This window comes from Ralstonia nicotianae (genome assembly GCF_018243235.1).
GTDB classification, from domain to species: domain Bacteria; phylum Pseudomonadota; class Gammaproteobacteria; order Burkholderiales; family Burkholderiaceae; genus Ralstonia; species Ralstonia nicotianae.
The window spans coordinates 1,175,702-1,189,195 of the sequence record NZ_CP046674.1; the positions used below are offsets into that span (position 1 = coordinate 1,175,702).

Consider the following 13,494-nt stretch of genomic DNA (forward strand, 5'->3'; position numbering starts at 1 on the left):
CGCCGACAGGATGCGCCGGTTCGGGCCGGACGCCGGGGTTGTGTGCCGGTCAGAACCGGGCGAACAGCTTCACGCCCTCGCCCAGCTTGCAGGTGTAGGACACCTGGCTCTGCAGCGTGTAGGCCGGCATGGCGAAGATGTACGACGAAAAGCGCGCCGTGCCGCTGGTGTCGATGGAGTAGCGCAGGAATTGCGTGATCGGCGTGCCGTCGCTGCGCACGGTGAAGTGCGTGTCGGAGAAGCTCAGGGTGTTGTCCGGCTGGATCCGGTACGGATTCACGGTCACGCCGCCGCGCGTCGTGCCTGCCGGGGTGGTGGCGGTGTCGCCGGTGCAACGGGTCAGGTCGATGGTGGCGGTCACCGGCTTGCCGAGGGACAGCGCATGCTCGGCGGCCAGGACGTCGGGCATCTGAACGGTCTGGGCATGCGCGAGCACCGGCAGGGCGGCGAAGGCGGCGAAGAGACATGCGATCGGTTTCATATTCGTCTGGGCCATGTGCGGTTCAAGGGAGGCTGAGGTCAACGAAAGGGACCCGCTGCCGAAGCCGGGCCCCCCGGGGATGGCGCGCGTTTTTGCGAAGCCGTGCGCGCCTGGGTGCATCTCGTAGAAAAGGGTAGTCGAGCCGCTAACCGAGGGCGCGGCCGGAATTTCAACTTTGCTCAGCGCGCCATGGGGCTGCGCGGGCGATCGCGCTGCCCGCGATCCGCTGAACGGGGATGGGAAGCGGGAGGCAGGACTAGCGGAAGCGGTACGTCACGGACGCCATCGCAGTGGTCTGCTGGCGGCGCTGGGTGATCGGGCTGTCGGCGGCATCGCCGCGCAGGCGGGCGAGGGTGACGGAGCCGCTCGCAGTCCAGCGGTCGTCCAGCTTGCAGGTGACGATGGCGTTGAGGTGGCGGTCGCGCACGCCGGCGCGCGCGGCGAAGGCGGGCAGGCCGGAGCGGGCGCTCTGGTCCGCATCGACGCCGAAGAAGGTGCCCATGTACTGGCGGTTGACCCAGCTCAGTCCGGCGCCGAGGCTGAACAGCCAGCGGCCCACCGGCGCGCTGGCGTAGACGTCGCCGTTGACGATCAGGCCCTGGCGGTTGCCGAGGATGTCCTGCTCGGCATCGGTGGACAGCGTCAGGAACGACACGGTGTACTGCGCGAATACCTTGGCGCGCACCGTGGCATTGACGTTGCCGAGGCCGGCCAGCCGCGCATCGTCGCTCGCGTGGCGCCAGGTCGGATCGAGCTGGAAGTTGCCGCCGACCTGCCAGGTGTCGTCGTTGACGAGATAGGCGCCTAGGAAGTCCGTGCCCTTCGAGAAGAACCGGTGCCGGTACTCGATCTCCTGGTCCACCCACGGGAAGACGAAGCTCGAACGTGCGCCGGGATACTTGGGCGTCACGTACACGGACGGGCCGATGGCGATGCTCCAGTCACTCGCGGTGTCGTCGTTGCCGGTGTTGGCGTGCGCCGCGGGCCCCGCGGTCAGTCCACAGGCGAGCAGGCAGACGAGCGGCAACGCGCGCAGGGTGGAGGAAGTGGGCACGGGCATGGTGTCTGCGGCGTCGGGGCGCATGAGAAGGACACGGCATTTTAGAGGAATCGCGGGCGGCGCCGCATGGCGGCCCGTCGCATTTGTCATGCATGTCGGCACGCGCCCGGCCTCCACGCTGGCGCGCCTCGTGCGCCAGGGCGCGGCGTACCGGAATGCCCGCGCGCCGTTTCCGTCCGATGCGTTCCCCGGCATGGTCGGCCAGATGACCGGCGAATCGTCCCGAACGATGCGTCGCTCACGATGACTGCGACGGCCACGAGCCGCAGGTGACGCATTGTCGAGTGGCGGTCAAATGCCCCCCTACAGGCGGCGTCGCGTCGGTCAAGAAAGGCGTGTTCGACGAGCAAGCCGACGCGACGGCGAGCGGCGCGGTTGAAGGCCCGGAAGGCGACCCCTGCCACATCGAAAGAAAACAGATTTCCCATGGAAATCTCCCGGAGGGTTGGGGGGCGCGATTCCTTAATTATCCGGTTATGCGGGAGGCTGAAAAAAGCCTTCTGTTTGGAATTTGCGATCAAATGAATTCGTTGCGTACATTTTTGTGCGTTCTTGTGGGGTTATTTAATATCAAATATAAAGTCGCTTGTATTTATTTCGAGACAATCGGAAAGGCATCGAACTGTTGTTGGTGATCCAAGTCAATGGCTCGGTAAAGTGATTGATGGCAGGACCGGGAATTTCCGCAAGATTGCATGAGATTCCCGCCGAGCCTGCAGTCATTCGCGGCTTCGACGCGAGGCTACGTCGTGACAGTGATTTCACGCATGCCATGGATGTGTCCACCGAGGCGGGGTGCATTTAGCGTTGATTTGCTGGGCAGTGCCGTGCATCGGAATCCCCCGCATCCACGGAGCCCGCTGAGTCGTCGAGCCGTATCGATGAGGGTGGCCATCACGGGCCACACACCGTGGTCAGCGCGAAGCGCGCAACCCTCATTCAGCCGTCACGCAAGGGCCATTGCGCTTCGGCATCCAACGGGCGCAGGCCCCGTTGCGGCCTTGTGCGGGCTGGTATTCCACAGAAATGCATCGACGCTCGAATTGGCATCGAAAAGCCCTTCGTGAAAGGCGTTCGATATGACCAACGATGGCATCGTCCATTGATGTGTGCCGCCAGCCGGATCATTTCGAGAAATGGGAAGCAAGAGCCGTGGTTCGAATGGACTCGTTGCTCATCAGTCTGGCTGGTTAAATCGTATATGCGGATCAATAGGAATCGGACCTTAGGGTCGCCTGAATTCGAGGCAAGGCTTTCCCCGCCAAGGCAAGCGGGTTCTTCGACGCAATTGCGTACTCGCGACAGTGCCTTGAGCGGTCTGGGGAGGCGGTTGCCAGCCGATGCCGCGGAAAATGCGCGTGGCCACCGGTCGCCGCTTTCGTCCGGCGCGAGGTTGCATGACCGTACGTCCGGGAGCGGTGTCCGCACGCCATTCCAGTCACGTGAACAATCGGGCGCTGACTTGCAAGGGGGGGCGCTCATCCAGGCATGGTCGGCCCATGGCATTCGACATGCGCATGCCCCGAGTCGCGAGCAACTGGTCGACTGCGAGCGAGCACTGGGTCACAACACCAAACTACGGCAGCAGCGGGGGCTTCACGTCGGGCGGCTGGCCGAATTGGAGGCCAATTCCCGGCGGCGCCAACAGGTGTCCGCTCAAGCGTGTCTTGATCTGGCTCGCAACAACGAGCTGGCCGAGCACAACGGTTACGGTCTGGCGCTGATCTTTCTGGAAGCAGGCGCCGCGCCCGAGGAGAACGTGCGGCGGCTGACCAACTACTTGTTTGCGTTGCAAGCCGCCTCATTCAGCGCCAGCCTGCCGGACCGGCACCAGTTGAGCCGCTGTGTCGATCTGGCTGCACACTATCTGTCCAAGACGCCGTGGTTTGAGCACGTGCCGTTATGGCAACTCGTCACACCGGGCAACCTGCTGAGCAAATATCCAGACCGGCCCGCCTGCCTGCAGGCCCTGTCGTGGATCGCCGGCCAGGTCTTGGCGCCCGAGAGGATGCCCGCTCTGAGGGAGAAGGACCTGACCCTGCTGGCCAACGCCTTGTCGAAAAACATCGGGTGCGGTCGAAGCGAACAGGCTGTGGCGCGGATCGGCCGGCACGTGCTGCGCATCGGTACGCGGGATTTCAAGGCGCAGGGTGTCAGCCTGATACTCAATGCCTGCAGCAAATGGGCCGGGAATCCCGATTGCAGGGATGTTGCCGAGGCCCTGGCCACGCGCTTGGCGGGCGATGCGGTCCTGCGGCGTGCCATGGATGCGCAGGCCGTGGCCAACGCGCTCAATGCGCTGGGCAAGTGGCCGGAGCAGGCGGGCTGCCGGGATGCCGCGGTGGCCATGGCTGTGCGCGTGGCAAATGATGCCGCCCTGCGGCAAGCCATGAACGCGCAACAAGTGGCCAACACGCTCAACGCGCTGAGCAAGTGGCCGGAGCGGGTTGAGTGCCGGAGCGCCGCCATGGCCCTGGGCGCGCGCGTGACGGACGAGACGGCTCTACGGCACCACCTGAAAGCCCAGGAGGTGGCCAACGCGCTCAATGCGCTGGGCAAGTGGCCGGAGCGGACCGAATGCCGGGATGCGGCGGTGTCCCTGGCCGCGCGCGTGGCGGGCGAGGCCGGCCTGCGGCGCGACATGGATGCGCAGGCCGTGGCCAACGTGCTGAGTGCGCTGAGCAAGTGGCCGGAGCGGGCCGAATGCCGGGATGCGGCGGTGTCCCTGGCCGCGCGCGTGACGGATGATGCGGGCCTGCGACACGCCATGCGCGCGCAGGCCGTGGCCAATGCGCTGAGTGCGCTGAGCAAGTGGCCGGAGCGGGTCGAGTGCCGGGACGCCGCTGTGTCCTTGGCCGCGTGCGTGGCGGGCGAGGCCGGCCTGCGGCACGACATGGATGCGCAGGCCGTGGCCACCGCGCTGAGTGCGCTGAGCAAGTGGCCGGAGTGGGCCGAATGCCGGGATGCCGCGGTGTCCCTGGCCGCGCGCGTGACGGATGATGCGGGCCTGCGGCACGCCATGAGCGCGCAGGCTGTGGCCAATGCGCTGAGCGCGCTGAGCAAATGGCCGGAGCGGGTCGAGTGCCGGGACGCCGCGGTGTCCCTGGCCGCGCGCATGGCGGGCGAGGCCGGCCTGCGGCGCGACATGGATGCGCAGGCCGTGGCCACCGCGCTGAGTGCGCTGAGCAAGTGGCCGGAGCGGGTCGAGTGCCGGAGCGCCGTCCTGTCCCTGGCTGTGCGCGTGGCGGGCGAGGCCACCCTGCGGTACGCCATGAGCGCGCAACAGGTAGCCAACGCACTCAATGGGCTGAGCAAGTGGCCGGAGCAGCCCGGCTGCCGGGACACCGCTGTGTCCCTGGCCGCGCGCGTGGTGGGCGATACCGCCTTGTTGCACGGCATGAATGCGCAACAAGTGGCCAACGCGCTCAATGCGCTGAGCAAGTGGCCGGAGCGGGCCGAGTGCCGGAATGCCGTCCTGTCCCTGTCCGCGCGCGTGACGAGCGAGGCTCTCCTGCGGCACAGCATGGATGCGCGGGCCGTGGCCACCGTGCTCAATGCGCTGAGCAAGTGGCCGGGCTGGGTCGAGTGCCGGGATGCAGCGTTGTCCTTGGCTGTGCGCGTGGCGGATGATGCCGACCTGCGGCACGGCATGGATGCGCAGGCCGTGGCCGTCGCGCTCAATGCGCTGGGCAAGTGGCCGGAGCAGGCGGGCTGCCGCAACGCAGCCCTATCCCTGGCTGAGCGCGTGGCGGGCGAGCCCGCTTTGCGGCACGGCATGAAATCTCAGGAAGTGGCCAGCGCGCTCAATGCGCTGAGCAAGTGGCCGGAGCGGACCGAGTGCCGGGATGCGGCGGCGCCCCTGGCTGCGCGCGTGGCGGGCGAGGCCGGCCTGCGGCGCGATATGGATGCGCAGGCCGTGGCCAACGTGCTCAGTGCGCTGAGCAAGTGGCCGGAGCAGGGCGAGTGCGAGGACGCTGCGGTGTCCCTGGCCACTCGCGTGGCGGGCGAGCGTGCCCTGCGGTACGCCATGGACGCACGGGCCGTAGGCAACGCGCTCAATGCGCTGGGCAGGTGGCCGGAGCGGGTCGAGTGCCAGGACGCCGTTGTGTCCTTGGCCGCGCGCGTGGCGGACGAAACCGCTCTGCGACGCAGCATGGACGTGCGGGCCGTGGCCAACGCGCTCAATGGGCTGAGCAAGTGGCCGAAGCAGGCAGGCTGCCGGGATGCGGTACTGCCCCTGGCTGCGCGCGTGGCGGACGACGCCGGCCTGCGGCGCGATATGAATTCGCGGCAAGTGGCCAACGCGCTCAATGCGTTGAGCAAGTGGCCGGAGCGGGGCGAGTGCCGGGCGGCCGCTGTGGCGCTGGCCGCGCGCGTGGCGAACGACGCCGCACTGCGACACGACATGGGCGCGCAGGCTGTGGCCAATGCGCTCAATGCGCTGAGCAAGTGGCCGGAGCAGGCGGGCTGCCGCAACGCTGCGGTGTCTCTGGCCATGCGCGCGGCGGATGAGGCCGCCCTGCGACGCGACATGGACGCGCAGGCTGTGGCCAACGCGCTCAATGGGCTGAGCAAGTGGCCGGAGTGGGCGGCGTGCGGGGATGCCGCGGTGTCCCTGGCCGTGCGCGTGGCGGGCGATGCCGGCCTGCGGCGCAGCATGAGCGCGCAGGCCGTGACGAACGCCCTCGGTGCGTTGAGCAAATGGCCGGAGCGGGTCGAGTGCCTGGATGCAGTGTTGTCCCTGGCCGCACGCGTGGCGGACGAGGCCGACCTGCGGCACGCCATGACCGCGCAGGCCGTGGGCAACGTGCTCAATGCGCTGAGCAAGTGGCCGGAGCAGGCGGGCTGCCGGAACGCTGCCGTGTCCCTGGCCACGCGCGTGGCGGGCGAGGCCGCGTTGCGACACGACATGGACGCGCAGGCCGTGGCGAATGCGCTGAATGCCCTGAGCAAGTGGCCGGAGCAGGCGGGGTGCCGGGATGCCGCCGTGTCCTTGGCCGCACGCGTGTCGGGTGAGGCCAGTCTGCGGCGCGGCATGATCGCGCAGGCCGTGGCCAACGTGCTCGGTGCATTGAGCAAGTGGCCGGGGCAGGTCGAGTGCGCGGATGCCGCTGTGTCCCTGGCTGTGCGTGTGATGGGCGATGCCGGCCTGCGGCACAGCATGGACGCGCAGGCCGTGGGCAACGCGCTCAACGGGCTGAGCAAGTGGCCGGAGCGGGCCGAGTGCGGGGATGCCGCTGTGTCCCTGGCCGTGCGCGTGGCGAGCGAGGCCGGCCTGCGACAGGCCATGAGCGCGCAACAGGTGGCCAATGCGCTCAATGCGCTGAGCAAGTGGCCGGAGCGGGCCGAGTGTGGGAATGCCGCCGTGTCGTTGGCAGCGCGCACGGTGAGCGAGGTCGGCCTGCAGCGTGGCATGGATGCGCAGGCTGTGGCCAACGCGCTGAATGCGCTGAGCAAGTGGCCGGGGCGGATCGAGTGCCGGGATGCCGCCGTATCCCTGTCCGCGCGCGTGGCGAGCGAGGTCGGCTTGCGACAGGCCATGAGCGCGCAACAGGTGGCCAACGCGCTCAATGCGCTGAGCAAGTGGCCGCAGCGTATCGAGTGCCGGGACGCCGCTGTATCCCTGGCTGCGCGCGTGGCGAGCGAGGTCGGCCTGCGGCACGACATGAACGCCCAACAGGTAACCAGCGCGCTCAACGCGCTGAGCAAATGGCCGGAGTGTATCGAGTGCCGGGATGCCGGTGCAGCCCTGGCCGTGCGCATGGCGGACGACACCGCCCTGCGGCACGGCATGGACGCGCGGGCCGTGGCCATGGCGCTCAACGGGCTGAGCAAGTGGCCGGAGCATGGCAAGTGTCGGGATGCCGCTGTGTCCCTGGCTGTGCGCGTGGCGAGCGAGGTCGGCCTGCCGCACAGCATGAACGCCCAACAGGTGGCCAATGTGCTGAACGCACTGAGCAAGTGGCCGGAGCGGGTCGAGTGCCGGGATGCCGTTCTGCCCCTGTCTGTGCGCGTGGCGGACGATGCCGTCCTGCGACACGACATGGACGCGCAGGCCGTGGCCAATGCGCTCAACGCACTGAGCAAGTGGCCGGAGCGGGTCGAGTGCCGGGATGCCGTCCTGCCCCTGTCTGTGCGCGTGGCGAACGATGCCGTTCTGCGACACGACATGGACGCGCAGGCCGTGGCCAATGCGCTCAACGCGCTGAGCAAGTGGCCAGAGCGGGCCGAGTGCCGGGGTGCCGCAGTGGCCCTGGCCGCGCGCGTGACGAGCGATGCCGGCCTGCGACACAACATGAGCGCGCAACAGGTAGCCAATGCGCTGAACGCGCTGAGCAAGTGGCCGGAGCGTGTCGAGTGCCGGGATGCGGCGCTGCCCCTGTCCGCGCGCGTGGCGAACGAGGCCGCCCTGCGGTACGGCATGGATGCCCAGGCTGTCGCCATGACGCTCAACGCGCTGAGCAAGTGGCCAGAGCGGGTCGCGTGCCGGAGTGCCGCTGTGGCCCTGTCCGTGCGCGTGACGGGCGATGCCGGCCTGCGATACGCCATGAGCGCGCAACAGGTGGCCAACGCGCTGAACGCGCAGAGCAAATGGCCGGAGCGTATCGAGTGCCGGGATGCGGTGCTGTCCCTGGCCGAGCGCGTGGCGAACGAGGCCGCCCTGCGGCACGTCATGAACGCGCAACAGATAGCCAACGCGCTGAACGCATTGAGCAAGTGGCCGGAGCGGGTCGAGTGTCGGGATACAGCCGCGGTCCTGTCCGCGCGCGTGGCAGACGATGCCGCCCTGCGGCACGGCATGGACACGCGGGCCATGGCCAGTGTGCTGAACGCGCTGAGCAAGTGGCCGGAGGCGCCCGCCTGCCGCCGGGCCACCGTGCTGCTGATGGCCTTGCCGGGCGAAGCCGGCCACCCATGGCGGCAATTCGATATGAGCGGCCTGGCCCAGGTCGCCAACGCATCGGCGCGCCTGTTCCTCTCGGCCCCCGACGAGGTCGAGGTCCAAGCGTTGGCGAGCGCAAAGCTCGGGGGGCTGGCCGCCCACCTCGACCTGCATCGGGAGCGTTTCGAGACAGCCTCGGCCAGAAGTATTGGCATCCTCTTCAAGGCGATGGCATCGCTGCAGTTGCAGGCGCAGATGCGGCCACTGGCCCGCGCCGCCCTGAGCCAGATCGAGAGCCTATGTCGCCAGACCGGCCTGCGCGACGAGAACCTTGAGGCGATCGGTACCCTGTGCCTGGGCCTGCTGCCGCTGGCGCGCAGCAGCGAGCTGGCCGCACATCGGCGGCAGGCACTGGGGGTGTTCGATGCGATGCAGCCGATTGCCGCGCGCAAGGTCGATGGCTTCCTGCAGGCGCAGCGGACCGGGGCGGATGCCGGCGTGCATGACGAGCGGTATGACACGCGCAGGCCGGCGCTGACGTTCTATCAGGTGCTCAAGGCGTACGCGGTGGTGAGCCGGCGGTGGAAGCCGCGCCACATCGAAGGTGCGCGCAAGGCGGTGCGCGAGCGCCGGGAGCAGCTCTCAGCCTGGGTCGAGAAGACGCTCGAGCGCACGCGCGAGGCGATCGAGTCGGATCTGGGCGCAATGAGCTGGAACCTCATCGCGCAGATCGAAGCGGGCGACGACGTACTGACCGCGCTGGACCTGCGCCTATTCAAGCAGGCCGATCAGATCACGCAGCTCCACCCGTCCCACCGCTTCGACCTCGCTGCCCAACACCATGCCATGCGCACGGAGCCTGGGCAACTCGTAGCGGCGGCCGGGGGCGCCACCCGGCACGTGGTGGTGGACATGCAGGGCCGCGAACTGAAGACCAACGACACCGAGGCGCACAAGCCGTACTCGCTGTATGCCCGCCTGACGGGACAGCCGCTGGTGGAGGTCAAGCTGCCCGGCGAGCTGTCGGCGTTCATGCTCGCGCGGACCTTCAACTATCAAGGCGAGCCATGGCGGTTCGACATGTTCGGCGGCAGCCGCCTGAGTCGAGGCGGCCAGCGCAGGCCGTCCGATATCCTGGCCGGCAGTGCCGCGGCCGCTTCGATGCTGCCGGCGATCCGCTACGCCGACAGCGCGCCGGGCAGCGCCCTGATGGACCTGACCACCAAGCTCGCGCCGCAACGCGAGGACTGGTCGCGGATGCAGCGGGCGTTGCTGGAGACGGTGCCGGGCGACCACGCGGTCGAGGGGACGCTGCGCATGGGCTTCTTCGACGACGTGCCGGGCGAGCAGCATCCCTTCAAGCTGTCCGGGCCCGACGGCCAACGCATCCAGCTGTGCCCCAACGACGGCTGCGGCTTCCTTAAGTTCGAGGTGGCCATGCGCATCCCGGTCTTCCGGGAGCACGTGCTTGCCTGGCAAGCCGTGCGGGAAGGCCTGGCCAGCAACGCGCAGCGCGCGCTGGTGGCCGCCGACGACGAGCCCAAGCGACTGGCGCCGCAGGCGCTGCAGCATTTCCCGCGCGACGCGGAGGCGCTCGAGGAGGCGCACCGGGTCATGCAGCGCCGGCTGCAAGGACTGGCGCAGCAACGCGCGCCGGCCGGCGGCGGGGCGCCGACGGTGAACGCGCTTACGCTCTACAACCTGACGGTGAGCGGCGGCTACGAGGGCCAGAAGGTACGCGCCGTGCCCTCGGCCGACGACAAGGTCCACCTGCCACGCGAATGCAGTATCGTCTTTGACCGCGAAGGCGGCGCGCTGCTGATCGGCAAGCCCCCGTACGACAAGGAGAACCTGCTGCCGGTGCCTGAAGACCGGGTGGCCACCGCGGCTCGCGGCGATGCGACGGCGGCGTTCCTATCAGAGAGCTTTGCCATCCAGTACAGCTATACCGGCTTCAACGATGACAATGAAGACCATGTCGACGGCGCCGAGATGCTGCACAGCAAGGGGATGCTCATCGTCCCGCCGCCGCAGTATTGGTCGCCTGCGCACGAGGGCCTGGACCTGGTGTGCTCCAAGGAGGACCTGAAAACCTTGTCACGCTGGAAGGCCGGGCGCGACCGCGCCGCCGTGCCGTCGCGGATGCTTGTGACCGGCAGCCTGCGGGTCAAGGAGACCGTGCTGCCGGGGCGGCTGGGGGCGCTGCCCATTGCCGAGTTGCGCAAGCGCAATATGGATACCGACGGCGACGATGCATTCATCTACGCGGGCTATCCGAAGCTGGCCGCGCTGATCGGTCGCGTGATGCGCGAACGTGATGCGCGGCGCGGGCGCCCAGTGTCGTTCAAGCCGCCAAAGACGGCCACGCCGGCCTTCGATGCCGGCAGCGGACGCTACCTGGCCGGGCGCGCGGCGGAGATTCTCGCCGAGCAGCGCGGGCGCCAGCTCATGGGCAGCGCCAGCAACCTGGCGGCACGCTTCCTGTCGCAACCCCACGAGGTGCGCGAAGCGATGGCGCGCGCCATGATGTTCGGCACCTACGACGGCATCGACCGTTCGTTGCGTACCGGCTTGCGCGCGTGGTTCGAGGCCGGGGCGTTCGATCCGCAGGCGCTGCGCCAGCTTGGAGTGCAGGCCGAGGAGGCCATCGGGCGAGCCCACCTGCCCGAGGCGCGCGAGGCGGCGGTGCTGCTGCATGAGCAGATCCGTCAGTTGCAACAGCCCGCGCTGTCCGCACCGTCCGCTATGCCGGCGGCATTGGCCGAGCACTTTCCGCAGTTGGCCGCGGCCTACGAGCGCGCGACCGACACCGCCGCCCGCATCCATGCCATCCTGGACAACTATCCGGTGTGCCGTCTGTCGCATGAGCAGTTCCCCAACGGGCAGCCCGGGTGGATCGAGGGCGAGCCGGAGCTGACGATGCGCAACCTGCTGACCCTGGCGATCAAGGTCGGCACCGATGCGTTGAAGTCCGACACCGGAACGCAGTTGTTTGCCAAGGTGGTAGAAGCCTGCGAGCGTACCGAACGCGCGCATGCCGACCGTGTCCGCAATGTGCCGCATGGCAAGGAAACCGCGCGGGCGATGCATGACGGACGTTTCGATCCGGAGCAGGCGAAGTCGGTGCTGCAGCGCATGCCGACCATGGCGGCCGGCGTCATGCAGGACGCGGTGCAGTCGTTGCAGCAGGCGGCATTGCTCGCGCCGCCCCCGCCGCCAACGGCACAACTGGCCGAGGTGCCGCCCTTAGAGATTGCGCAAGCCGCGCGGCAGCTGGGCGAGCGGGCCCGTCAGATGGATCGCCGGATCACCCCGATGCTGCGCAAGGTGGTGCAGGATGCCGGAGCGGCCCTGGCTGGGGAGCGGCTGAGGCTGAAGTCCGAGGACTCGCTGATCGAGAAGATCCGGCAGCGCGTGGCGCGCAAGCGCATGGCGCTGCGGCAGGTCTTGCCCAGCATCAACGATGCCTTGCGCTACAGCGTGGTGCTGCCGCCGGACCGGTTCGCCGAGGGCAGTCGGCGCATCCAGGCGGCCCTGGACGCGCAGGGGCACGTGCGCACGAAGCTGACCAACCACTTCACCAAGGCGCCCGAGCCCTTCAGCGCGGTCAACGTGACGCTGCGCAGTCCCGAGGGGCATCTGTGGGAGATCCAGTTCCACACGCGAGAGAGCTTTGCGTTGAAGGAGCGCTATCACGATCTGTACAAGGAGTTGCACCGATTGCGGCTGGAGGGTGCCCCGGCCGAGCGGTTGCGTGAGCTGACCCGCCCGGCTCGCGAGGCGTTCCGCGCCGTGCCGCTGCCGCCGGGGTGCGAGAACATCACCGACTGGGAGGCCGCATAGGCCGACTACGCGTTGCATGTAGCCGCAACGATGGAGAGGCCGGTGCACGATAAGGGGCGATCTACCCGGAAGCGATCCGTGGCACGCAGCCGCAGCACTCGACGCATCGCAACACCGCAGAAAACCCGGCACACCCACACGAGGCCAAGCCCCGGGTTCTGGTTCGTCAGGTTTGGATTGGCTCCCAAAGAAAAACGCCGGGGGCTTCCCGGCGTTTTCCCTCGCGCGCGCCGCCTTATTGCTTGGCGGGCTCGGCGGCCTTCGGCGCCGAGGCGGCGTCGGCCTTGGTGTCCGACGTCGCTGCGGCCTTCGCGGCCTTCTTGTGGTGGTGATGCTTCTTCGCGTGCTTGGCTTCGGCCTTCGGTGCCGAAGCGGCTTCCGTCATGGTCGCTGCGGCCGGCGCCGAAGCGGGGGCGGCAGCGGCCGGCGCGGAGGCGGTGCCAGCGGCGAACACGGGGGCTGCGAAGGCGCCAGCAACGATCAGGGCGGCCAGGGATTGAGCGACTTTCATGCGAGACTCCTTAACGGATATGAGTGGGACTCCAGATACATGGATCTCGTCCCATTTGCGATCCATGTCTGCAAAAACGCCCGGCATCGTGAACGCGTGGACCGCCGTTTGTAAGGGATTCGCCCACGGTGTAAGCGGGCGTAACACGGACCGCCACGGCGGGCGGCCGTTGCATGGCCCCAATGAAACCGGCCATGCCCGCCGGCCATTCCTGATGGACAACGGGGGCGGTCTGCACCACACTCCGGTGGCGTCCGGCCATCCCGCGGGTGGCGCCGGGCGTTGAATCGTTGCGGTGCATGGGCGCGGTGGGTCACGCCCGGCAATCGGCGCGCCGCATGTGACTTTCTGACAAGGACAATACGATGAAGAAACTCCTGGTTGCACTCGTCTCGACCGTCTTTGCCGCCGGCGCCTTCGCGCAGGCAACCGCGCCTGCCATGCCGGCCGCGCCGGCCCCGGCAGCGCCCGCCGCCGTGCCCGAACCGGCTGCCCCGGCGCCGGCCCCGCACGAGAAGAAGGCACACAAGAAGAAAAAGAAGCACCACGACCATCGCCCGAAGCAGCAGGACAAGAGCGCCTACGGCGCGGGGAACTGATCGGCGGATCGCCCCCGCTTCCGGGCACATCCGAGGCGCCGGCCCTTGCGAGGGGCCGGCGCCTTGTTTTTGGGGCCGGCCGCCGGCGCGGTAACGTGGCTTGACTTGGAGCGCGCT

General features: G+C 68.4%; 7 protein-coding genes. 4 read left to right on the plus strand and 3 right to left on the minus strand.

Annotated features, from left to right (window positions below; all coding sequences use genetic code 11):
- Window positions 1-49: 49 nt before the first annotated feature.
- Window positions 50-496 carry a VirK family protein gene (locus tag GO999_RS05465; RefSeq protein WP_016726322.1) on the minus strand — a complete coding sequence of 149 codons (447 nt, stop codon included), beginning with the start codon at window positions 494-496 and terminating at the stop codon, window positions 50-52.
- A gap of 241 nt (window positions 497-737) precedes the next feature.
- Window positions 738-1,541, minus strand: a complete 804-nt coding sequence (locus tag GO999_RS05470) for a MipA/OmpV family protein (RefSeq protein WP_043886047.1) — start codon at window positions 1,539-1,541, stop codon at window positions 738-740.
- An 88-nt stretch (window positions 1,542-1,629) separates the two neighbouring features.
- Here GO999_RS05470 and GO999_RS05475 point away from each other — a divergent pair, with 88 nt between their 5' ends.
- The 3 genes from GO999_RS05475 to xopAD all read left to right on the plus strand — a co-directional run bounded on the left by GO999_RS05475 (window position 1,630) and on the right by xopAD (window position 12,267).
- Window positions 1,630-1,788, plus strand: coding sequence for an alkaline phosphatase family protein (locus GO999_RS05475; protein WP_157699177.1), 159 nt, complete (start codon window positions 1,630-1,632; stop codon window positions 1,786-1,788).
- A 22-nt stretch (window positions 1,789-1,810) separates the two neighbouring features.
- The gene (locus GO999_RS05480; protein ID WP_211906796.1) at window positions 1,811-2,176 is read left to right on the plus strand and encodes a hypothetical protein; all 366 of its coding nucleotides are present in this window, start codon (window positions 1,811-1,813) and stop codon (window positions 2,174-2,176) included.
- A gap of 566 nt (window positions 2,177-2,742) precedes the next feature.
- A complete protein-coding gene (gene xopAD / locus GO999_RS05485) occupies window positions 2,743-12,267 on the plus strand; it encodes a XopAD/skwp family type III secretion system effector (protein WP_249215057.1) in 9,525 nt (3,174 codons plus the stop codon).
- 235 nt (window positions 12,268-12,502) lie between these two features.
- Here the strand turns inward: xopAD and GO999_RS05490 are convergent, their stop codons facing one another.
- Window positions 12,503-12,778 carry a hypothetical protein gene (locus GO999_RS05490; protein ID WP_011002205.1) on the minus strand — a complete coding sequence of 92 codons (276 nt, stop codon included), beginning with the start codon at window positions 12,776-12,778 and terminating at the stop codon, window positions 12,503-12,505.
- A gap of 365 nt (window positions 12,779-13,143) precedes the next feature.
- Between GO999_RS05490 and GO999_RS05495 the strand changes: the two genes are divergently transcribed.
- Complete coding sequence (locus GO999_RS05495) at window positions 13,144-13,377, plus strand: hypothetical protein (protein ID WP_011002204.1); 234 nt, start codon at window positions 13,144-13,146, stop codon at window positions 13,375-13,377.
- Window positions 13,378-13,494 lie beyond the last annotated feature (117 nt).

What these genes read in the sequence shown, in the direction of transcription:
- xopAD (WP_249215057.1), top strand. Translation starts at nt 2,743, where the DNA reads ATGCGGATCAATAGGAATCGGACCTTAGGGTCGCCTGAATTCGAGGCA.
- GO999_RS05490 (WP_011002205.1), bottom strand. Translation starts at nt 12,778, where the DNA reads ATGAAAGTCGCTCAATCCCTGGCCGCCCTGATCGTTGCTGGCGCCTTC.
- GO999_RS05465 (WP_016726322.1), bottom strand. Translation starts at nt 496, where the DNA reads ATGGCCCAGACGAATATGAAACCGATCGCATGTCTCTTCGCCGCCTTC.
- GO999_RS05495 (WP_011002204.1), top strand. Translation starts at nt 13,144, where the DNA reads ATGAAGAAACTCCTGGTTGCACTCGTCTCGACCGTCTTTGCCGCCGGC.
- GO999_RS05475 (WP_157699177.1), top strand. Translation starts at nt 1,630, where the DNA reads ATGCATGTCGGCACGCGCCCGGCCTCCACGCTGGCGCGCCTCGTGCGC.
- GO999_RS05470 (WP_043886047.1), bottom strand. Translation starts at nt 1,541, where the DNA reads ATGCCCGTGCCCACTTCCTCCACCCTGCGCGCGTTGCCGCTCGTCTGC.